The sequence below is a fragment of the Serratia sp. ME47 genome, from assembly GCF_903970925.1.
Taxonomy (GTDB): domain Bacteria; phylum Pseudomonadota; class Gammaproteobacteria; order Enterobacterales; family Enterobacteriaceae; genus Serratia; species Serratia ureilytica.
The window spans coordinates 341701-362775 of record NZ_CAJCKE010000003.1 but is presented as its reverse complement, the minus strand read 5'-3'; the positions used below and the strand labels follow the sequence as shown (position 1 = coordinate 362775).

At 57.8% G+C, this 21075-nt stretch carries 19 protein-coding genes; 9 read left to right on the top strand and 10 right to left on the bottom strand.

Annotation, left to right across the window (positions count from 1 at the left end; genetic code table 11):
• Positions 1–637: TfoX/Sxy family DNA transformation protein (locus tag H7A77_RS05600; protein ID WP_182073917.1), on the bottom strand; the 637-nt coding region annotated here is incomplete at its 3' end.
• A gap of 243 nt (positions 638–880) precedes the next feature.
• Here H7A77_RS05600 and sulA point away from each other — a divergent pair.
• On the top strand, positions 881–1387 hold the full coding sequence (sulA, locus tag H7A77_RS05595; protein ID WP_147837859.1) for an SOS-induced cell division inhibitor SulA: 507 nt from the start codon (positions 881–883) through the stop codon (positions 1385–1387).
• A gap of 357 nt (positions 1388–1744) precedes the next feature.
• Positions 1745–2824 carry a porin OmpA gene (gene ompA / locus H7A77_RS05590; protein ID WP_046899347.1) on the top strand — a complete coding sequence of 360 codons (1080 nt, stop codon included), beginning with the start codon at positions 1745–1747 and terminating at the stop codon, positions 2822–2824.
• A 101-nt stretch (positions 2825–2925) separates the two neighbouring features.
• Here the strand turns inward: ompA and matP are convergent, their stop codons facing one another.
• On the bottom strand, positions 2926–3384 hold the full coding sequence (gene matP / locus H7A77_RS05585) for a macrodomain Ter protein MatP (RefSeq protein ID WP_033642591.1): 459 nt from the start codon (positions 3382–3384) through the stop codon (positions 2926–2928).
• Positions 3385–3594: 210 nt separating this feature from the next.
• On the opposite strand from matP, the gene H7A77_RS05580 reads away from it, so the two are divergent.
• The 4 genes from H7A77_RS05580 to fabF all read left to right on the top strand — a co-directional run bounded on the left by H7A77_RS05580 (position 3595) and on the right by fabF (position 8177).
• Positions 3595–5343 carry a Lon protease family protein gene (locus tag H7A77_RS05580; RefSeq protein WP_182073916.1) on the top strand — a complete coding sequence of 583 codons (1749 nt, stop codon included), beginning with the start codon at positions 3595–3597 and terminating at the stop codon, positions 5341–5343.
• A gap of 68 nt (positions 5344–5411) precedes the next feature.
• Positions 5412–5930, top strand: coding sequence for a bifunctional 3-hydroxydecanoyl-ACP dehydratase/trans-2-decenoyl-ACP isomerase (gene fabA / locus H7A77_RS05575; protein ID WP_004928144.1), 519 nt, complete (start codon positions 5412–5414; stop codon positions 5928–5930).
• 445 nt (positions 5931–6375) lie between these two features.
• Positions 6376–6903, top strand: coding sequence for a helix-turn-helix domain-containing protein (locus H7A77_RS05570; protein ID WP_033650691.1), 528 nt, complete (start codon positions 6376–6378; stop codon positions 6901–6903).
• On the top strand, positions 6900–8177 hold the full coding sequence (fabF, locus tag H7A77_RS05565; RefSeq protein ID WP_182073915.1) for a beta-ketoacyl-ACP synthase II: 1278 nt from the start codon (positions 6900–6902) through the stop codon (positions 8175–8177). The genes H7A77_RS05570 and fabF overlap by 4 nt, the downstream gene beginning before the upstream one ends.
• Positions 8178–8241: 64 nt before the next feature.
• On the opposite strand, the gene rmf is transcribed toward fabF, so the two are convergent.
• From rmf to rlmKL, 6 genes are all read right to left on the bottom strand, one after another.
• Entirely contained in the window at positions 8242–8412 is a 171-nt protein-coding gene (gene rmf / locus H7A77_RS05560; protein ID WP_004928150.1) for a ribosome modulation factor, read from the bottom strand.
• Between the two features lie 270 nt (positions 8413–8682).
• Positions 8683–9243: a membrane integrity-associated transporter subunit PqiC gene (gene pqiC, locus H7A77_RS05555; protein ID WP_108680405.1), complete on the bottom strand. Its 561-nt coding sequence runs from the start codon at positions 9241–9243 to the stop codon at positions 8683–8685.
• Positions 9240–10886 (bottom strand): intermembrane transport protein PqiB, encoded by a 1647-nt coding sequence (gene pqiB, locus H7A77_RS05550; RefSeq protein ID WP_033642587.1) that lies wholly within the window; start codon positions 10884–10886, stop codon positions 9240–9242. Before pqiB ends, pqiC begins: the two co-directional genes overlap by 4 nt.
• Positions 10873–12186 carry a paraquat-inducible protein A gene (gene pqiA / locus H7A77_RS05545; RefSeq protein ID WP_369825817.1) on the bottom strand — a complete coding sequence of 438 codons (1314 nt, stop codon included), beginning with the start codon at positions 12184–12186 and terminating at the stop codon, positions 10873–10875. The genes pqiB and pqiA overlap by 14 nt, the downstream gene beginning before the upstream one ends.
• Before the next feature lie 76 nt (positions 12187–12262).
• The gene (locus H7A77_RS05540; RefSeq protein ID WP_047024933.1) at positions 12263–14167 is read right to left on the bottom strand and encodes an ABC transporter ATP-binding protein; all 1905 of its coding nucleotides are present in this window, start codon (positions 14165–14167) and stop codon (positions 12263–12265) included.
• 5 nt (positions 14168–14172) lie between these two features.
• The gene (gene rlmKL, locus H7A77_RS05535) at positions 14173–16299 is read right to left on the bottom strand and encodes a bifunctional 23S rRNA (guanine(2069)-N(7))-methyltransferase RlmK/23S rRNA (guanine(2445)-N(2))-methyltransferase RlmL (protein WP_089192583.1); all 2127 of its coding nucleotides are present in this window, start codon (positions 16297–16299) and stop codon (positions 14173–14175) included.
• Between the two features lie 103 nt (positions 16300–16402).
• On the opposite strand from rlmKL, the gene H7A77_RS05530 reads away from it, so the two are divergent.
• Positions 16403–17506: a YcbX family protein gene (locus H7A77_RS05530; protein WP_046897092.1), complete on the top strand. Its 1104-nt coding sequence runs from the start codon at positions 16403–16405 to the stop codon at positions 17504–17506.
• Between the two features lie 6 nt (positions 17507–17512).
• On the opposite strand, the gene H7A77_RS05525 is transcribed toward H7A77_RS05530, so the two are convergent.
• A complete protein-coding gene (locus H7A77_RS05525; RefSeq protein ID WP_004928171.1) occupies positions 17513–18061 on the bottom strand; it encodes a cell division protein ZapC in 549 nt (182 codons plus the stop codon).
• A 176-nt stretch (positions 18062–18237) separates the two neighbouring features.
• Positions 18238–19248 (bottom strand): quinone-dependent dihydroorotate dehydrogenase, encoded by a 1011-nt coding sequence (gene pyrD, locus H7A77_RS05520; RefSeq protein WP_108680404.1) that lies wholly within the window; start codon positions 19246–19248, stop codon positions 18238–18240.
• 258 nt (positions 19249–19506) lie between these two features.
• Between pyrD and ssuE the strand changes: the two genes are divergently transcribed.
• Positions 19507–20085 (top strand): NADPH-dependent FMN reductase, encoded by a 579-nt coding sequence (gene ssuE, locus H7A77_RS05515; RefSeq protein ID WP_033642583.1) that lies wholly within the window; start codon positions 19507–19509, stop codon positions 20083–20085.
• Between the two features lie 24 nt (positions 20086–20109).
• A complete protein-coding gene (locus H7A77_RS05510) occupies positions 20110–21075 on the top strand; it encodes a sulfonate ABC transporter substrate-binding protein (RefSeq protein ID WP_182073914.1) in 966 nt (321 codons plus the stop codon).

The window sequence follows — 21075 nt, the reverse complement described above, 5'->3', positions numbered from 1 at the left end:
CCTGAATAACCGGCTCATGCCCATGACGGCGCATCGCCATCGTATGATCGAACCAACGCACTAACTCGCTGCGTAATTCGGCCGGCAACGCCGCCTGATGATAACCGGCTATCGCCCCGCCCAGCGACAGCAGCACTCGTAGCCCCAAATTAGTCTGCTGTTTCAATAAACGGAGATAGCTGCGTTTGGCGCCATGCAGCCGCAGGTCATAAGCGTTGCGAATGCCCGCTCGCCACAGCAGACGTTCCATATTGACGTCAATATTCGGCAATGCCTTCAGTCGGCCGTGATCGCCAGCCTTAAGCCGCTGCTCCCGGCGCGCCTCCCTGACAGCTTGCCAGGCCAGCCCCACCAGCTCGTTGCGTTCCCGCCACAGCGACTCGTCAACCCAGTAATAACGCAAGGTAATGGGCACACCGCGTTTGGAATAGACCATATTGACCATTCCGCGGGCGCGAAAGGCGGGTTCCATGCTTGCCGTAGCTCGCAAATACAGCTCACCCTCCGCTATCACCGCAAACATGACGCCCTCAGCCAGCAGACCGTAACCGCCGAACTGCGACCGAGTCGTGATGGCCCCCAATGCCGCAAAGCAATTTTTAGCCTGCGCGATTCTTCTCGTCGACATCCTTTTCATAGCGTTCCTCCTTTTTAGGTTCTGGCCTTTAGGTTCTGGCCGTATTATTTCTCTCATCAATGAAAAAAGTAACGTGAACAAGTAATTAGAAAAATACGCACTATCCGTCCGCCTGCCAATCACAAAAACCGTCGGTACAAAAAATGATCGCAATTATGCGAGCCGCTACGAAAATTTGGGTTGATCTTATCCTAAATCAGGGATACTGTATAAACATACAGTAACACGACGGGCGGGAACTTTATGCGTACTCAATCACTCTACCAACCTCATTTCGGCCATGGCTCTTATACAACGCGCAATGTTGCGAAGAACACGGATGTCGGCAAAGAGAATGGCTTGATCAGTGAACTTGTTTACAACGAACGCCAGCCCGCAGTGGCTCAACTGCTGTTGCCCCTGCTGCAGCAACTGGGCAAGCAGTCTCGCTGGCTTCTGTGGCTCACGCCGCAGCAAAAATTAAGCAAACAATGGCTGCAGCAATCCGGCCTGCCGGTGGATAAAGTGGTGCAATTGAGCCAGATCAGCCCGATGAATACGGTTGAGGCAATGGAAAAAGCGCTGCAAACGGGGAATTACAGCGTGGTTCTCGGCTGGTTGCCCGAGCTAACGGAGGAGGATCGTCTAAAATTAAGACGTGCGGCAGAATTGGGTAACGCATACGGGTTTATCATGCGTCCACAACGTGACATTAGCCCGACTCACGGACAGTGTTCTACCCTAAAAATTCACTCTTCTTTGTATCATTAAGTAAATTTAGGATTTTTCCCATCATTTTCGCACCCCGTAAAGGGAACCTTTGCGGGATAAGGCAAAAAGCTAGTCCAGCCGCGGTTTGGCAAGGGAAAATGCCCTGTTGATCGCCGTTTTTTTGAGCTGAGAATGTTAGCAAATATGTACGATTCTGCGTTTTTTTTTAGAGCCTTATCACATCACACTTGTAACTTTCGCGCCACGTTGTAGACTTTACATCGCCAAGGTTGCTCTATAACGTCAGAAAAACTGGCGAGTAACAAACGAGGGCTTAAACCTTGGCGAAGGAATTTAACCAAGGGCTTAAAACAGCTTTAAAGCTCATTGCCTATTTGGATGATAACGAGGCGCAAAATGAAAAAGACAGCTATCGCATTAGCAGTGGCACTGGCAGGTTTCGCTACCGTAGCGCAAGCCGCTCCAAAAGATAACACCTGGTACACCGGTGCTAAACTGGGTTGGTCCCAGTACCATGACGTTGGCTTCTACGGCAACGGTTACCAGAACGGTATCGGCAACGGCCCAACCCACAAAGATCAGCTGGGTGCAGGCGCGTTCCTGGGCTACCAGGCAAACCAATACCTGGGCTTCGAACTGGGCTATGACTGGCTTGGCCGTATGCCTTACAAAGGCAGCGTGAACAACGGTGCTTTCAAAGCGCAGGGCGTTCAACTGGCCGCTAAACTGAGCTACCCAATTGCTGACGATCTGGACATCTACACTCGTCTGGGTGGTATGGTATGGCGCGCAGACTCCAAAGCTAACTACGGCAACGGCACTCGCCTGAGCGACCACGACACCGGCGTTTCTCCGCTGGCTGCTGTTGGTGTTGAATACGCACTGACCAAAAACTGGGCTACTCGCCTGGACTACCAGTTCGTAAGCAACATCGGTGATGCAGGTACCGTTGGTGCGCGTCCAGACAACACCATGCTGAGCCTGGGCGTTTCTTACCGCTTCGGTCAGGATGACGTAGTTGCTCCAGTTGCTCCAGCTCCAGCTCCGGCTCCAGTTGTTGAAACCAAGCGTTTCACTCTGAAGTCTGACGTGCTGTTCAACTTCAACAAAGCAACTCTGAAGCCACAAGGTCAGCAGGCTCTGGATCAGCTGTACACCCAGCTGAGCTCCATGGATCCTAAAGACGGTTCCGTAGTTGTTCTGGGTTACACCGATGCAGTAGGTTCCGCTCAGTACAACCAGAAACTGTCTGAAAAACGTGCACAAAGCGTTGTTGACTACCTGGTCTCCAAAGGCATCCCGTCAGACAAAATCTCTGCACGTGGCATGGGCAAAGCTGATCCAGTTACTGGCAACACCTGTGGCTACAAAGCTGGTCGCGCTACCAAAGCTCAGATCGAATGCCTGGCACCAGATCGTCGCGTAGAGATCGAAGTTAAAGGTATCAAAGACGTTGTAACTCAGCCTCAGGGCTAAGTTTACTCGCCTAATAAAAAACCCCGCAATGCGGGGTTTTTTTTCGTCCTTTTTTTGTCAGAGCATTCAAGACCTGGTGCAACGAAGGCGCTCTGCCCCGTTTACTTAGGTTCTTTGCCGAGAATCGCCTTCAGGTCTTCTTTCAACGACGACATCTGATTCGCATACTTCTCTTTGCGCTCAGCATCTTCGATAAGCTGCACGACGGTTTCCGACAGCGTCACACCGCGACGACGCGCCAGGGCAGCCAAGCGTTGCCAAACCAAAAACTCCAGATCGATAGATTTTTTACGCGTATGCTGGTGTTCTGCGTTAAAATGACGTTTGCGGCGGGCGCGGATCGTTTGTTTCATCCGGTTATCCAGATCCGGATTCATATGAGCGGCAATCCATGCAAGTACCTTTACCGGCTCATTTTCCAGCTTCAGCAGCTCGTTAACCGCTTCCTGAGCAGCGCTGTTTTCAATGTAGCGGGTAATGAGTTCCCCTTCCCGGTGCTTCTTCACCAGGTACTTCCATTTCCAACCGCTCTCCAGATTTTCCAGTTGCTGATATTTCATCTTGAGCTCTTCAGTGACCGCGTAACTTCAAATAAGCATAACAGCTTTACGCCGAATTTCCCCGGCAATTAAGCCGTCTTTTAGACTGTTTTTTGCACAGTCATCGCGCGATGTCAAACTCCCTGATGCCAACTGGCACTCCACATGTATCAAGCTGCCGTTATTCTTGTATAATCGCCCTTTCCCTTTTTAACGATTGCATCTAACACTTTGACCAATAACCGACTTGAATGGCAATCTTTATTGCCGGACGTAACGCCTTATCAGGCGATATTTGATACCGCCGCTCAGTTGGCACCCGTGCCCTTTTCCGCCATTCAGCCTCGGCTGGAAAATGCCCTGACGCTATTTTGTCACCCCCAATCGCCACCGCGATTCATGCTGTTGAAAGCGCAAGAAACGCGAGAATACCTGGAACTGATCGCTAACGCCGTCAAACCACTGCTGCCGCAAAACACGGCATGCCTCGGCAGCCACTATGTCATTCAAGATGGCAAGGTCAGCGTAGAGCCTGCCAGCCATGGCGATGAACCTTTCGCTGCCGGCGGTGCCTGCGTGTTCGAAGAGTGGATTGAACCGGAGCAGCTGTTTGGTTGCGTGCGGATCCACAATGGCGACATCACTCTGCAGCCCGGCCTGGTGCACCAGGCCAACGGCGGTATTCTGATCCTGTCAGCCCGGGCGCTGCTGGCCCAGCCGTTGCTATGGCTGCGGTTGAAGCAAATGATCGGCCAGCGTCAGTTCCATTGGGTTTCGCCTGACGAAACCCGCCCGCTGCCGGTCGCTATTCCGCCGATGCCGCTGGATCTGCGGCTGATTGTAGTCGGCGACCGCCACGGCCTGGCCGATTTCCACGATATCGAGCCAGAACTGAGTGAACAAGCGGTCTATGGCGAATATGAAGACGATCTGCAACTGACTGAAGTTGATGATATGGCGCAGTGGTGCGGCTACGTCAACGGTGTGATCGCCGAGCGGCAGTTACCGATGTTGGCGGCCGATGCCTGGCTGCCGCTGATCGTTCAGGCGGTGCGTTATAGTGGCGATCAGGGCATCCTGCCACTCTCTCCGGTTTGGCTTGGGCAGCAGTTGTCCGAAGCTGCACTGTACGCCGAAGAAGACCGCATTACGGCCAAAGCGTTTGAAGCGGCATTGAATGCCCGCGAATGGCGTGAAAGCTATCTCGCCGAGCGTATGCAGGATGAGATCGAACTGGGTCAGATCCTGATCGAGACCGAGGGTGAAGTGGTTGGGCAAATCAACGGCCTGTCAGTCCTGGATTATCCCGGCCACCCACGCAGCTTCGGCGAACCGTCGCGCATCAGTTGCGTTGTGCATCTCGGCGACGGCGAATTTACCGACGTCGAACGCAAGGCCGAGCTGGGCGGCAACCTGCACGCTAAAGGTATGATGATCATGCAAGCGTTCGTGATCGCCGAACTGGACCTGGATCAGCAGTTGCCCTTCTCCGCCTCGATCGTTTTTGAACAATCTTACGGTGAAGTGGATGGCGACAGCGCCTCGCTGGCTGAACTGTGCGCCCTGATCAGCGCCCTGTCACAGCAGCCGATCACACAACAGATCGCCGTCACCGGCTCCGTTGACCAATTCGGCAACGTACAGCCGATAGGGGGCGTTAACGAAAAGGTCGAAGGTTTCTTCGAGGTTTGTTTACGCCGCGGCCTGACGGGCAAACAGGGCGTCATACTGCCCGTGACCAACGTGCGCCACCTGTGCCTGCGTCAGGATGTCGTTGACGCAGTGCGCGAGGGGCAATTCCACCTGTGGGCGGTAGAGAGCGCGGCGGAAGCCTTGCCTTTGCTCACCGGTTGCCTCTACTCTGACGAACAACAGCCGAATTTGTTGGCGGCCATTCAGGAACGGATTGCGCAGGTGAGCCTGCAGGAACGCCGCCGTCCATGGCCGCTACGCTGGCTCAACTGGTTCAACCACGGCTGATCGGACTTGTTCAGCGTACACGTGTTAGCTAACCTGCGTCCTTCATTAAAATAAGGCTTACTGAGAACATGGTAGATAAACGCGATTCCTATACGAAAGAAGACCTCGAAGCATCCGGCCGCGGCGAGCTGTTCGGCGCCGGTGGCCCACCGTTGCCGGCGGGTAACATGTTGATGATGGACCGCGTGGTCAAAATGACCGAAGACGGCGGGACTCACAACAAAGGTTATGTGGAAGCGGAGCTGGATATTAATCCGGACCTATGGTTCTTCGGTTGCCACTTTATCGGCGATCCGGTCATGCCGGGCTGCCTGGGCCTGGATGCGATGTGGCAGCTGGTCGGTTTCTACCTCGGTTGGCTCGGTGGCGAAGGCAAAGGCCGCGCGCTGGGCGTCGGTGAAGTCAAGTTCACCGGCCAGGTGCTGCCGACCGCGAAAAAGGTAACCTATCGTATTAACTTCAAACGCGTCATCACCCGCAAGCTGATCATGGGCGTCGCCGATGGCGAAGTGCTGGTTGACGGTGAAGTGATCTATACCGCCACCGATCTGAAAGTGGGCCTGTTCAAAGATACCACCGCGTTCTAATCACGCTGACGAGAAGGCGGCCACTGCCTTCTCTCTAACGTTCTTCGCATGCCGTCATGTTCGACGTGATGGCATTTCTTTCTCTTATCCTTTCCCGGCTTTTCAAAGACTCCCGCCCCTCTTTTTAGCCGCCGTTAGCATCATCTTATTATTCAGTTCTCATCAAAGAGGATTAGGGCCGATAGCGAAGATGCACTGTTGGGCGATATGAAGACGCTGGGTGCTCCTTATTTCATCGCCCGACATCGAAATGTCTTCCCCCACCGCTCTCTGCCCTATGCTTACCCGAAGCGGCCAAAGCAACAGGCAGCCTGAAAGGCGGCCTCCCTCAGTACCCGCATCGGTGCGATAGCGGTTTTTTTGCATCCGGTTATTCTCTTGCCCCTCAAGATCCTCTAACATGACTAGCATAGTAACTACAATAATTGTACTTAGTGAGAAAGGTATGCAAAAAACCCGCTTTAGCGACGCGCCTTGCCCCGTAGCGCGTGCATTGGATCGCGTGGGGGAATGGTGGAGCATCCTGATCCTTCGCGATGCTTTTCAGGGGCTGTCCCGGTTCGACGAATTCCAACAAAGTCTGGGGATGTCACCCACGCTACTGGCGCGTCGCCTGAAGGATTTGGTGGCCCACGGCATTCTGTATAAAGAACGTTATCAAACGCGGCCGGCGCGCTATCACTACCTGCTTACTGAGCGCGGCAACGATTTTCTCCCGGTGTTGGCGGCGCTCTCACAATGGGGCAACAATCATCTGACCGACGGGGACGTCAGCGCCCTGTTGGTCGACGGACGCAACGATCGGCCGATCCAAGTCCAGTTGGTCAATCGTGATACCCAACAGCCGGTGCCGCCGCAGTTCATTACGCTGGCGCCAGGGCCGGCGGCAAGCGACGGCATACATCAACGCGCCGAACTGATGCGGCAGCGGCGCCTCGCCGATTTACCCGAATTTACCAAGGAGCCATCATGAGCAATCGTCGTATCGTCATTACCGGCATGGGCGCCGTTTCACCGCTAGGGTGCGGTGTTGAAGCCATCTGGCAGCGTTTGTTAAGAGGAGAATCCGGCATTCGAGCGTTGCCTGACGAGATCGTTGCAGATTTACCGGTCAAGGTCGGAGGGCAGGTCCCGGCGCTGGCGCAAGATGCTGAAGCGGGCTTCAACCCCGACGCCTCCGTCGCCCCCAAGGACCAAAAGAAAATGGACCGCTTTATCCTGTTTGCTATGGCGGCGGCGGACGAAGCCATTCGTCAGGCCGGCTGGATAGCCGATACGGACGAAAAACAAGAGCGCACAGCCACCGTCATTGCCTCGGGTATTGGCGGTTTCCCGGCGATTGCCCAGGCGGTGCGCACAACCGACAGCCGCGGCGCCAAGCGGCTGTCGCCGTTCACCATCCCCTCATTCCTAGTCAATCTGGCGGCCGGCCACGTTTCAATCAAACACCACTTCAAGGGGCCGATTGGCGCGCCGGTCACCGCCTGTGCCGCCGGCGTGCAAGCCATTGGCGACGCAGTGCGTATGATCCGCAATGATGAAGCCGATATCGCCGTGTGCGGCGGTACCGAAGCCGCGATAGATACCGTCAGCCTGGGCGGGTTCGCCGCCGCGCGCGCCATGTCCACCGCTCCGGCCGAATTGGCGCAACAGGCCTCTCGGCCCTTCGACAGCGCCCGGGACGGATTTGTCATGGGGGAAGGCGCCGGCATGCTGGTCATTGAAACGCTGGAACACGCGCTGGCGCGCGGCGCCACCCCGCTCGCGGAAATCGTCGGCTATGGCACCAGCGCCGACGCCTACCATATGACATCCGGCGCTGAAGACGGTAACGGCGCCTATCGGGCGATGAAAATCGCGTTGAAGCAGGCGAACGTCGTTCCCGAGGAGGTACAGCATTTAAATGCTCACGCGACGTCGACACCCGTAGGGGATTTGGGCGAAATCAACGCCATCAAACACCTGTTTGGCACGGCCGGGACTGTCGCCGTGACCTCAACAAAATCAGCGACCGGGCACCTGCTGGGCGCCGCCGGCGGGCTGGAAACCATCTTTACCGCCTTGGCTCTGCGCGATCAGATAGCCCCTGCCACGCTAAATCTGGATAACCCCGACCCGGCGGCGGCAGGTTTGCATCTGGTCGCGAAACAGGCGGAATCGATGAACATGATCTACGCCTTATCAAACGGCTTCGGCTTTGGCGGCGTGAATGCGAGTATTTTGTTGAAACGCTGGCGGGATGAATAAGCGCCTGAAACAAAAACCTCCGCCAAGGGGCGGAGGTTATTCCTTTTATTTGACAGGGAGCCGCTTAAGCGGTCACAGCCCTGTCTTCCATGGCTTCTCGCCAACCTCCCAGCCATTGAGACCGGGCGTCCACTGATGATTGGTAGGGACAATGTTCCCTGGAACGCCCTAAAATACCTGCCTGATACCCTCTCGAATGCGCCCTTTCCAGACGATCGCGTTTCTGTCTCTTCATGCCTCGTTTCCCTCATTTTGGTCTGGTGGAAAGAAAACAATGGCTGCTTTTTGCGCAGCCACGAGTAATCAATAGCGCTAAAAGAAGAGAAGATCAATGCGCAAAATTCACGCCAATGTCATATTTGTGAGCTACGCCCGAGGAAAATGCTAAGTGGCTGATCTGCAGGGGAAGGGGTTAACCAATTGAAATAAAATAGAAATCCCTGCCAGCGAGAAAAAACGACTTTTCACGCCGACAGGGATTAGACGATTTTAGACCAAATTATGACTAAATGCCGCCCATCTGTGCTGCGATAGCCTGGGCTTCCTGCTGCCACCCCTGCGCCAGAGTGCGCACCAGGGCATCATAGCCGTCTTCACCCTGTTTCAGCTCCAGGTTGAAAGGCCTTTTGATCAAACGCCCCTGGCGGTTCAGCACCCACTCGCCGCGAATGATCGCTTTCCCGTCAAAGCGGCCGTGGAAGCCGCTGATGGTCACGTTCAGCACATCCTGATCGCTGCTCATCGGCTGCGAAGAGACCACCCACCCCGGCAGCGCGCTGCTCAGGTTGGTGACCAGCGTTTGCTGCAGCTGCTGATCGAGCGGGCTGGCCCACAGGTTGTTCTGGGCTATCACATACTGCACGTCGTTGGTCTGATACACCACGCCGCTCTGCGCCAGATAATCCGCCACGCTCACGTGCTCCAGCCACAGCTGGCGCGTGGAGGCGGCGCTGCTGCCGGCCGCGGCCGGCGCGCCCAGCGCCGGCAACTGATAGTAAGTCTTCTGTGGCGAACTGCTGCAGGCGCTGAGCAACAGCGCCAGGGCTACCGGGATCCATTTCATCATTTCGTGGCCTTCTTCGGCTGAGGGTCATTGCTGCCGGCGGCTTCAAACACCAGCGCGTTGCTCTTCTCATTCAGGGTGCGCAACACCGGTTGCAGCTCACGCAAGACCTGATCGAGGCGCTGCATGTCGCCCACCATCTTGTTGTAAGCCGGTGAACCAGGCTGGAACCCTTTCATGCTGCGATTCAGCTCCAGCAGCGTTTTCTGCATGTCCTGCGGCAGCGCCTGCATCTCTTTGCTGGCGATGATGTCGTTCAACGACTTCATGGTCTGCTGCGTCGACTTCATGGTTTTCTGGCTTTCCGCCAGCGTCTTGGTCGCTTCGCTGATCATCGGATTGATCGGCATCGAATTAATCTTATCCAACGTCTGCATCAGTTTCTGCTGGATCTGCGCCAGACCGCCGCTGGTGGTCGGCATCAGCGGATAACCGAACAGCTCGCGCGGCCCTTTCCACGGTTTTTCCTGCGGATAGAAGTCGAGATCGATGTACAGCGAACCGGTCAGCAGGTTGGCGGACTTCATCGAGGCGCGCATGCCGCGGGATTCCGCATCTTTCAAGTGCCCTTCAATATCGAAGTTGCCGCCCAGCTGTTTCTGGAAGCGATCCGGCTCGATGCGGATCAGCACCGGAATGCGGTAATCGTTATCCAGACGCTGCGCCATGCCGTCTTTATAGAACGGCACCTGCGCCACCGTCCCCAGACGGATGCCGCGGAACTCGACCGGCGCGCCCGGCTGCAGGCCGCGTACCGAGTCGGAGAAGAACAGCAGGTAGTCTTTATGCACGGTATACAGCGAATCCTGCGTGCTGCGCTGGTTGTCGAACAGCCGGTACTCCGCTTTCTCTTTCGCCTGCTCACCGCGATCCCAGCCGTCCGGCACATCGAAGCTGACGCCGCCGCTGAACAGCGTGGTCAACGAGCCCATCTCCACCCGCATGCCCTGTGCCGACATGTCAAACGCCACGCCGCTGTCTTTCCAGAAGCGCACGTTGGTGGTGACCAACTGATCGTAAGGCGCAGTGATGAACAGCTGATAGCGCATGGCGCGCTCTTTAGGATCGAAGTAGCTGGTTTCCACCGACCCGACGCGATAGCCGCGGAACAGCACCGGATCGCCGGCGTTGAGCTGGCCTGACTTCTCGCTGTCCAGCACGATGCGCAACCCTTTGGCGTCCGGGGAAGCCAGCGGCGGCGCATCGAGCAGCTGATAGTTGTCTTTGCCGTCTTTGCCTTTGTTGCCCGGCTGCAGTTCGATATAGGCGCCGGAGAGCAGCGTGCCCAGCCCGGAGACGCCTTCACGGCCGATCTGCGGCTTCACCACCCAGAAGGCGGAATCCTGGCGCAGCAATTTCTCCATGCCGGAATTGAGACGCGCCTGCACCATCACCTTGCTCAGGTCATCGCTCAACGTGACGGTTTCCACCACGCCGACATCAACGCTACGGCTTTTAATTTTGGTTTTACCCGCTTCCAGCCCTTCCGCCGTCGTGGTCACCAGCGTCACCACCGGCCCCTGATGGCTGAAGTGGTAAAACAGGATCCAGGCGCCGATCAGCGCGGTCACGATGGGAATGATCCACACCGGCGACCAGCGTTTGATCTTCTCGACGTCCGCGACGCTATGATTATTTTCCGTCACCTTGCGGCTCCTTGTTTATTGTTTCACTTGCGCGATCCCAGGTCAGCCGGGGATCAAATGTCATGGCGGCGAACATGGTGAGGATCACCACCAGCGCGAATAGCACGGCGCCCGTCGCGGGATAAATGCTCATCAACTGCCCCATTCGCACCAACGCCGACAACACGGCGATCACAAACACGTCGATCATTGACCAACGACCAACGAATTCGACCACTTCATAAATCAGATGCATACGCTCGCTGTCGGCGCGCGGTTTCTTCCTGCCGTTCGCATCCCAGCACAGCCAACCGATCGCCAACATTTTCAGCGACGGCACCATGATACTGGCGATGAAAATCACCATCGCTACCGGATAAGAGCCGTCCCCCCACAGCAGGATCACCCCCGCCATGATGGTGGAATTCATCTTGTTACCCAGCGCCTCGGTCACCATGATGGGCATCAGGTTGGCCGGAATATACAGCATGACAGAGGTCACCAGCAGCGCCAGCGTCCACTGCAGGCTGTGGCGGCGACGCACGTAGCCCTTGGTGTGGCAGCGCGGGCAGCGCACCTGATCGGCCGGCAGGATCGCCGTGCAGCACGCGCAGGAGCGCACGCCCTGGCGCATGCCGGTGCGCCCCACCGTCAGCGGGCGATTAAGCCGCGGCGCCGGTTCGATATCCTGCCACAGCCAGCGCCGATCCACGCACTGGAAAGCGCGCACCTGCAGCAGACAGAACAGGCAGTAAGGCACGAAGCTGCTGCCGATGCCGATGTCGCCGTAGGCCATAAGCTTGACGAAGCTGACCAGCACCCCGGCGAGGAAAATTTCCACCATGCACCAGGTCTTGAACTGGAACAGCACCCGGGCCATCCACTCTTTGAGACCCAGCGGCAAGCGCACCCTGGCGCACAGCAGGATGATCGCCACCATGCAAAACGCCGGGATCAGCTGCACGAACACCATAAACAAGGTGGCCATGCTGGCGTAGTCTTCCGCCACCATGACTTCCGGGATTTGGATCAGCCGGATTTCGTTGCCGAGGCCGGCGACGCGCATGTTGATAAACGGGAAAATGTTGGCCAGCACCAGCATGAACAAGGCGCTGAGCGCGTAACCGATCGGCCGCTTGCGCGGCTCGTCCCAGCGGGCGCTGAGCGTGGTTTTGCAGCGCGGGCATACCGCTTTGCTGCCATAGGCCAGCGGCGGCAGCGCCACCAGCATGTCGCACTGCGGGCACAGCATCAGGTTATCCTGCTGCGCCGCCGAGGGTGCGGAATGACTATGCTGCTGATGATTGTTGTGGGAACACACCATATTCCTCCTAAATAACGTTGCTCACCGGCACGTCGATACCGCCCGCAGCAGCGCGCGGGCGGTATCGCAACGGTCAGCCGTTTTTCATCGCTTCCAGCTCTTCCCAGCGGGTAAAGGCCTGCTCGAGCGCCTGCTCGGCGTTAGCCAACGCCGTCAGCACTTCTTGCGTTTCGCTGTGCGGCCGCGTGAAGAAGTCGGCATCGCTCATCTGCGCCTGCAGCGCTTCGATTTCCGCTTCCAGCTGTTCGAGCCGCTGCGGCAACTGTTCCAGTTCGCGCAGCAGGTTGTAACTCAGCTTGGCCGCCGCTTTCTTCGGCTGTTCGGCCTTTTTCTCCGCCGCCGGTTTGCTCGCGCTCGGCGCCGCCTGACGAATCGGTTTCGCTGTCGCGCGCTGGTGATGCGCATCGTAGTAACCGCCGACGAAGGCGTTGATCACGCCATTGCCTTCGAAGATCCAGCACTCGGTCACCGAGTTGTCGACGAACTGACGATCGTGGCTGACCAGCAACACGGTGCCCTGATAGCCGTCGATCAGCTCTTCCAGCAGCTCCAGCGTTTCGACGTCGAGATCGTTGGTTGGTTCATCGAGGATCAGCAGATTGCTCGGCTTCAGAAACAGCTTAGCCAACAGCAAGCGGTTACGCTCACCGCCCGACAGCGCCTTCACCGGCGTCATCGCGCGTTTCGGGTGGAACAGGAAGTCCTGCAGGTAGCCCAGCACGTGGCGAGGACGGCCATTGACCATCACTTCCTGCTTGCCTTCCGCCAGGTTGTCCATCACCGTGCGCTCAGGATCGAGATCGGCCCGGTGCTGGTCGAAATAGGCCACTTCCAGCTTGGTGCCGCAGTGCACGCGGCCGCTGTCGGCTTTCAGCTGACCGAGCATCAGTTTCAGCAGCGTGGTTTTGCCGCAGCCGTTCGGCCCCACCAGCGCAATCTTGTCGCCGCGCTGCACCTGGGCGGAGAAACCGCGCACCAGCACCTTTTCGCCAACCTGATAATTGACGTCTTCCAGCTCGAATACGATTTTGCCGGAGCGGGTCGCCTCTTCCACCTGCATCTTGGCGGTGCCCATCACTTCACGGCGCTCTGAACGCTCGACGCGCAGCGCCTTCAGCGCGCGCACGCGGCCCTCGTTGCGGGTGCGGCGCGCCTTGATGCCCTGACGGATCCAGACCTCTTCCTGCGCCAGCTTGCGGTCGAACTCGGCGTTTTGCAGCTCTTCCACCCGCAGCGCTTCTTCTTTGCTCTGCAGGTACAGATCGTAGTTACCCGGCCAGGAAACCAGCTTGCCGCGATCCAGATCGACGATGCGCGTCGCCATGTTGCGGATAAACGAACGGTCGTGCGAGATGAAGACGATGCTACCGTCGAACTCTTTCAGGAAACCTTCCAGCCAGTCGATGGTTTCGATATCCAGGTGGTTGGTCGGTTCGTCGAGCAACAAAACGCGCGGCGAGCTCACCAACGCGCGGCCCAGCGCCGCTTTGCGCAGCCAGCCGCCGGACAGCGAGGAAAGCTCTGCGTCGCCGTTCAGCCCCAGCTGCAGCAGCACTTCGCTGATGCGGCTGTCGAGCTGCCACAGCCCCTGGTGATCGAGGATCTCCATGATTTGCGCCATGCGCGCCAGGTTTTTCTCGCTCGGGTCGCTTTCCACCAGGTGGGAGATCGCGTGATACGCCTTCAGGTGTTCCGCCTGCTCCGCGACGCCTTCCGCCACGAAATCGAACACGCTGCCGCCGATATTGCGCGGCGGATCCTGTTGCAGACGCGCCACGATCAGATCCTGTTCGTAGATCACCCGGCCGTCGTCCAGCGGGATCTCTTTGCCGAGGATTTTCAGCAGCGTGGATTTGCCGGCGCCGTTGCGCCCGACCAGACACACGCGCTCGTTGTCTTCGATATGAATTTCGGTGTTGTCTAACAATGGCGCATCGCTGAAAGAGAGCCAGGCGCCGGACATGCTGATTAACGACATAGTAATTATTTTCCTTCGCCGGCGTGAGTCACCAGCCAGCAGTTGTGGATCTGACGGTTACGGGCAAAATCCTGCGACAGCGTCTTGGCGGTGATCTCTTTCGCCTCCAGGCCCAGCGCACTCAGCCCTGCCATATCCATTTGGAAACCGCGCTTGTTGTTCGAGAACATGATGGTCCCGTTGCGGCGCAGCAACCGTTTCAAATCTTTCATCAGCGCCAGGTGATCGCGCTGCACGTCAAAGGTGTTCTCCATCCGCTTGGAGTTGGAGAACGTCGGCGGATCGATGAAGATCACGTCGAACTGTTCATTGGCATTGCTCAGCCACGACAGGCAGTCGGCCTGGATCAGCCGATGCTGGCGGCCGGTCAGGCCGTTGGCGCGCAGGTTCTTCTCCGCCCATTCCAGGTAGGTGCGCGACATGTCCACCGTGGTGGTGCTGCGCGCGCCGCCCAGCCCGGCATGCACGCTGGCGGTGCCGGTATAGGCGAACAGATTGAGGAAGTCCTTGCCGCCGCTCATCTCGCCCAGCATACGGCGCGCGATGCGGTGATCGAGGAACAGGCCGGTATCGAGATAGTCGGTCAGGTTGACCCACAGCTTGGCGTTATACTCTTCCACCAGCAAGAACTCACCCTTCTGCGCCAGTTTCTCGTACTGGTTTTTGCCCTTCTGCCGCTCGCGGGTTTTCAGGATCAGCTGATTCGACGGCAATTCCAGCACCGCCAGCGTCGCGTTGATGACATCGAACAGACGCTGACGCGCCTTCTGCGCATCGACGGTTTTGGGCGGCGCATACTCCTGCACCACCACCTTGCTGCCGTAACGGTCCACCGCGACGTTGTATTCTGGCAGATCGGCGTCGTACAGGCGGTAGCATTCGATGCCTTGTTGCTTCGCCCACTTGTCGAGCTTCTTCAAATTCTTGCGCAGACGGTTGGCGAAATCTTCCGCCACCTGCACGCCGCCGGTAGCGTTGCCGGCCGGGCTTGCCGCCAGCTGATAGTTTTTCTGCACGCACTCCAGCGGGCCGTTCTTCGCCTTGAACTGGCGCTCGGCGCGCAGCTGCAGGCAGCTCAACAGCTCCGGTGAGGCGCTGAACAGCGACAGCTGCCAACCGCCAAAGGCGCTTTTCATCACGCGGCCCAGCATGTTGTGCAGCGCGATCAGCGCCGGTTCGCTTTCCAGACGCTCGCCGTACGGCGGGTTGCTGATCACCGTGCCGTGCGGGCCTTCCGGCAGCGGGTTGGTCAAGCGCGCGACGTCGCCGACGTTGAAGGTGATCAGCTCGGCGACGCCAGCGCGGCGGGCGTTGCCGCGCGCCATCTCAATCACCCGGCGATCGATATCGGAACCGAAGAAGCGAGAGGTAGTTTCCTGCAGGCCGCGACGCGCGCGCACCTGCGCTTCGGTGGTGACTTCACGCCACAGTTCGGCGTTGTGACCATTCCAGGCGCTGAAGCCCCAGTGTTGACGGTGCAGGCCCGGCGCGCGATCGGCGGCGATCATCGCCGCTTCGATCAACAGCGTGCCGGAGCCGCACATCGGATCGAGCATCGGCGTGCCCGGCTGCCAGCCGGAACGCAACACGATGGCGGCCGCCAGGTTTTCCTTCAACGGCGCCTGGCCGGTGAGATCGCGGTAGCCGCGCTGGTGCAGGCCTTCGCCGCTCAGATCGAGCGCCACGCTGGCCATATCGCGTTGCAGGAAGACGTTAACGCGAATGTCCGGCTGCTGTTTGGCAACCGTCGGGCGTTGGTCGAGCTTACGGGTGAAGCTGTCAACGATGGCGTCTTTCACCTTCAGCGCGCCATACTGGCTGTTGCGGATCTCTTCGTTCACGCCGCTGAAATGCACGGCGAAGGTTTTATCCACGCCAAAAATGCTCGGCCAGTCAATCGCCTGCACGCCGAGGTACAGATCCAGGTCGCTGTGCACGCGGAATTCGTTCAGCGGCAACAAAATGCGCGAAGCCAGGCGGCTCCACAGCAGGCTTTGGTACAGAAGACGATCGTCACCCTGAAAATGTACCCCGCCCTGCACCACTTTGCAGTCGTGAGCGCCAAGCGTTTCCAGCTCGCTTTTTAACAGTTCTTCCAATCCACGCGCCGTGCTGGCAAACAGAGAGTTCATATCGTACTTATCACCAAAAAGAAAATTGTTGCGCATTATAGCTAATCCGCACCGCTTGTCATAAAGTTGCTCCCTTCTATTTAATCATCGTACGGAGATAAGGGTGATCACGCTTTCCAGACTCTACGTCCATCCGGTTAAATCACTGCGCGGCTTGCAGCTTTCCTACGCCCAGGTCGGCAGCAGCGGTCTGGCCTTCGACCGCAACTTTATGATCACCGAACCGGACGGCACCTTTATTACCGCGCGCCAATATCCGCAGATGGTGTTGTTCACGCCGGCGCTGTTACCGGACGGGCTGTTTCTGACCGCGCCGGACGGTGAAAGCGCCGCCATTCGCTTCAGCGACTTCGCGGCCGCGCCGCAGCCGACCGAGGTGTGGGGCAACCATTTCACCGCGCTGATCGCGCCGGATGAGATCAACCGCTGGCTGAGCGGCTATTTCCAGCGCGACGTGCAGCTGCGCTGGCTGGGGCCGGAGCTGACCCGCCGGGTCAAGAAACACCCTGAAATCCCGCTGACGTTTGCCGACGGCTACCCTTATCTGCTGATTAACCAAGCCTCGTTCAACGACCTGCAGCAGCGTTGTCCCGGCAGCATCAAGCTGGAACAGTTCCGCCCAAATCTGGTGGTGAGCGGCGCTACCGCCTGGGCTGAAGACGGCTGGCAGGTGATCCGCGTCGGCGACGTGATGTTCGATCTGGTGAAACCCTGCAGCCGCTGCGTGCTCACCACCGTCAGCACCGAGCGTGGCCGCAAGCACCCGAGCGGCGAACCGCTCAGCACGCTGCAAAAATTCCGCTCCGCCGACAACGGCGACATCGATTTCGGCCAGAATATGATCGCGCGCAACAGCGGCATCATTCGCGTGGGCGATACGGTGGAAGTCTTGTCAACCAAGCCGCCGCGCCCTTATGGCGCAGGTAAAGTGGTGGAGAGCGTGCAGGCGCCGCAGGACAGCGCGCACAGCGTCACGATCGAATATGAAGGAAAGGTATTTACCGGCAATAACCAGCAGATCCTGCTCGAACAACTGGAACAGCAAGGCATTCGCGTGCCTTACTCGTGCCGCGCCGGGATTTGCGGCAGCTGCCGCATTACATTGCTGAGCGGTGAAGTCGCGCCCCTGAAGAAAAGCGCGCTGGGCGACAACGGCACCATCCTGTGCTGCAGCTGCATCCCGAAAACTGATTTGACGTTGGCGTAATCCGCCTTATACCGCCCTGTCGTAAGCCGGGGCGGCGCTTTCATCCTGCGCGCAAGGTTTCAGCCGATCGTGCATCACCTTGATGGCGTCGCCCAAGACCATGGTGCGGCCGGCGACCGTCAGCTGATTTTGCGCCAGCAGGCACAGGCTGGCGTTATCCCCGGCCTCGACCACCAGCAGGCGCGCTTCCGCGCCGCTTTCCATCACTTTCACCGCCGCCAGCTCGCCGTTTTTCGGCTGCAACGGGTAGTGCTGCTGCGAGAAATGCCAGCTCTTCGGCATCAGCGGTTTCAGGAAGCGGTAGGCGACCAGCGCATTCAATACCAGCTCGGCGCGCTGTTCATGGCTCAGCTTGACCTGCTTGCACTGTTCTTCATAGGTGAAATAAAGGGCGGCGTCATCCACGCAAAAAGCGCATTCATCGAAGGCGTCCGGCGTTAACATTTTGGCCGGGAAACGTGAACGAAAGATCATACCATTAGCTAAATCCAGCATTAGCCGATCGTGTTCGGCATCAAAATACCAACGCCAATTATCGTCAGGTTTTATCTTCATTTCGTATCCTTCTCGCTGCCCATGCCAACGCCGCACTCACCCTAAAAGGCGATTTTATCACCGATGAAATAGCTTAAACATCGGATAATTCCGCGAACGATATTTAAGCTAACGAACAAAATATAGACGAGCCGGGGGCAGAAATAAACCCCCGGAATAAAATGAGAGGAAAAATATTAGATATGGGTAACGATATCTTTAATCAAACGCGGGCCGTGATAGATAAATCCGGAATAAATTTGCAGCAGGCTCGCGCCGGCCTCCATTTTTTCGCGCGCCGCCGTCAGCGAATCGATGCCGCCTACGCCGATAATCGGCAGACGTCCTTGCAGCTCGGTGGAGAGGCGACGGATCACTTCGGTGCTGCGTGATTGCAACGGACGCCCACTTAACCCGCCCGCTTGTTCGCAGTAATTCAGCCCTTGGATCAATTTTCGATCCAACGTGGTATTGGTGGCGATCACGCCATCGATATTATGCCGCACCAGGCTATCGGCAATTTGGATCAATTCTTCTTCAGAAAGATCCGGCGCGATCTTTACCGCTACCGGCACATATTTGTGATGGCGCGCATGTAATTCCTGCTGCTTATTTTTAATCGCAGCCAAAAGATCGTCCAACGCTTCGCCATACTGTAAGGATCGTAACCCCGGCGTATTCGGTGAAGAGATGTTAATCGCGATATATCCGGCATACGGATAAACTTTATCCATGCAGATCAAATAATCGTCTTTGCCCTGCTCGACCGGCGTGTCTTTATTCTTGCCGATATTGATCCCAAGAATGCCGCCGAAATGGGATTTCTTAACGTTTTCAACCAGATTGTCCACGCCATGGTTATTGAACCCCATGCGGTTAATCAGGCCTTCCGCCTCAACCACGCGGAACAAGCGCGGCTTGTCGTTGCCCAATTGCGGACGCGGCGTCACGGTGCCGACTTCCACATGGCCGAAGCCCATCGCGCCGAACGCATCGATGCATTCGCCGTTTTTATCCAGACCGGCGGCCAATCCCAGCGGGTTTTTAAACGACAGCCCCATGCAGCTGACCGGTTTGGTCGGCACGGACTGACGGACAAGAAACGCTAATGGGGTGCCGGTAATACGGCTGAGCTGACGAAAGGTCACTTCGTGCGCGCGCTCCGGATCGAGCTGGAACAACGCTTTCCTGATGAGGGGGTAGTACATGGACTCTCCTGATTTCCCGGTTGCAAACCGGGGGCGTATTATCCGGTATCCCCCGCCTAATTGGAATTGATTAAAGGCAAAAAAAGCCGTTTTTACGCAATCGTTTTCCCTCTTCATCGCCAAATCGGCGCCAATCCGCTTTTACGCATATCCAAATCAAAAAATGAGATTTAAAAAACGCGCCCGGTTGCTGGTAGGTTTAAAACACTTCCCATTAATTTTCTAATTAAACCTAACTTTTAGTTATAAGGAGTGGCAATGCGCGTTATATCACTGGCCGGTAGCCCACGCATCCCATCACGTTCCGCCGCGCTGCTCTCGCTGAGTCAGAACTGGCTGCGGCAACAAGGGGTGGAGGTGACGGCCTATACCCTGCACGACTTCGATGCCGAAGATCTGCTGTACGCCAACTTCAACAGTCCGGCGATCAAGGCGTTTGCCGACCAGCTGGCGCAGGCCGACGGCCTGCTGATTTCCACGCCGGTTTATAAAGCGTCGTTCTCCGGCGCGCTGAAAACCCTGCTGGACCTGCTGCCGGAACGCGCGCTGGACCATAAAGTGGTGCTGCCGCTGGCGACCGGCGGTTCTGTCGGTCACATGCTGGCGGTGGACTATGCGCTGAAACCGGTGCTGGCGGCGCTGAAAGCGCAAGAGGTGCTGCACGGCGTGTTCGCCGACGACAGTCAGATCCAGCTGACCGGCGAAAGCGCCACGCTCACCGACGCCGTGGCCGCCCGGTTGGAAGAAGCGCTCGCCAGTTTCTATCTGGCGCTTGGGCGCCGCAAACCGCCCGCGCTGCGCGTCGCCTCGCCGCTGACGGCGCGTCAAACCGCCTGAAATGCCTGGAAAAGGAGAGCCTGAATGAAAGAACGCAACGCTTTGCGACGTTGGCTGAACGCAGCGGCCTTCACCGGCCTGCTGTCGCTGGTCTGGGCCAACGCCGCCGTCGCGCAGGATCCGGCGCAATTTCGCATCGGTTACCAGAAAGGATCGGTGAGTCTGGTGCTGGCGAAAAGCCACCGGCTGCTGGAGGAGCGCTTCCCCGCCACCCGCATCAGCTGGATTGAATTTCCCGCCGGCCCGCAGATGCTGGAAGCCTTGAACGTCGGCAGCATCGATCTGGGCAGCACCGGTGATATTCCGCCGATCTTCGCGCAGGCCGCCGGGGCGGACCTGCTGTATGTCGGCGTTGAGCCTCCCAAACCGAAGGCGGAAGTGATCCTGGTGCCGGAAAACAGCCCGATCAAAACCGTCGCCGATCTGAAAGGCCATAAGGTCGCATTTCAGAAAGGATCCAGCTCACACAACCTGCTGCTGCGATCGCTGCAAAAGGCCGGCCTGAAATTTACGGATATCCAACCCGCCTACCTGACCCCCGCCGATGCGCGCGCCGCATTCCAGCAGGGCAACGTCGATGCCTGGGCTATCTGGGATCCTTATTATTCCGCCGCGCTGCTGCAGGGCGGCGTTCGGGTGCTCGGCGACGGCACCGATCTGAACCAGACCGGTTCCTTCTATCTGGCGGCGCGCCCTTATGTCGAAGCCAATGGCGCCTTTATCAGCCAGGTCCTGACGGTGCTGACCCAGGCCGATGCGCTCACCCGCAGCGACCGGGCGCAAAGCGTGATCTTGCTGGCCAACGCCATGGGGCTGCCGGAACCGGTGATCGCCAGCTATCTGGATCACCGTCCCCCGACCGCCATCACACCGCTCGATGCGCATACGATCGCCGCGCAGCAGCAAACCGCCGACCTGTTTTACGCCAACCGGCTGGTGCCGGTGAAGGTCGACATCTCGCAACGCATCTGGCGCCCAAGCGCGCAATAA

What these genes read in the sequence shown, in the direction of transcription:
- sulA (WP_147837859.1), top strand. Translation starts at nt 881, where the DNA reads ATGCGTACTCAATCACTCTACCAACCTCATTTCGGCCATGGCTCTTAT.
- ompA (WP_046899347.1), top strand. Translation starts at nt 1,745, where the DNA reads ATGAAAAAGACAGCTATCGCATTAGCAGTGGCACTGGCAGGTTTCGCT.
- matP (WP_033642591.1), bottom strand. Translation starts at nt 3,384, where the DNA reads ATGAAATATCAGCAACTGGAAAATCTGGAGAGCGGTTGGAAATGGAAG.
- fabA (WP_004928144.1), top strand. Translation starts at nt 5,412, where the DNA reads ATGGTAGATAAACGCGATTCCTATACGAAAGAAGACCTCGAAGCATCC.
- H7A77_RS05570 (WP_033650691.1), top strand. Translation starts at nt 6,376, where the DNA reads ATGCAAAAAACCCGCTTTAGCGACGCGCCTTGCCCCGTAGCGCGTGCA.
- fabF (WP_182073915.1), top strand. Translation starts at nt 6,900, where the DNA reads ATGAGCAATCGTCGTATCGTCATTACCGGCATGGGCGCCGTTTCACCG.
- rmf (WP_004928150.1), bottom strand. Translation starts at nt 8,412, where the DNA reads ATGAAGAGACAGAAACGCGATCGTCTGGAAAGGGCGCATTCGAGAGGG.
- pqiC (WP_108680405.1), bottom strand. Translation starts at nt 9,243, where the DNA reads ATGATGAAATGGATCCCGGTAGCCCTGGCGCTGTTGCTCAGCGCCTGC.
- H7A77_RS05540 (WP_047024933.1), bottom strand. Translation starts at nt 14,167, where the DNA reads ATGTCGTTAATCAGCATGTCCGGCGCCTGGCTCTCTTTCAGCGATGCG.
- rlmKL (WP_089192583.1), bottom strand. Translation starts at nt 16,299, where the DNA reads ATGAACTCTCTGTTTGCCAGCACGGCGCGTGGATTGGAAGAACTGTTA.
- H7A77_RS05525 (WP_004928171.1), bottom strand. Translation starts at nt 18,061, where the DNA reads ATGAAGATAAAACCTGACGATAATTGGCGTTGGTATTTTGATGCCGAA.
- pyrD (WP_108680404.1), bottom strand. Translation starts at nt 19,248, where the DNA reads ATGTACTACCCCCTCATCAGGAAAGCGTTGTTCCAGCTCGATCCGGAG.
- ssuE (WP_033642583.1), top strand. Translation starts at nt 19,507, where the DNA reads ATGCGCGTTATATCACTGGCCGGTAGCCCACGCATCCCATCACGTTCC.
- H7A77_RS05510 (WP_182073914.1), top strand. Translation starts at nt 20,110, where the DNA reads ATGAAAGAACGCAACGCTTTGCGACGTTGGCTGAACGCAGCGGCCTTC.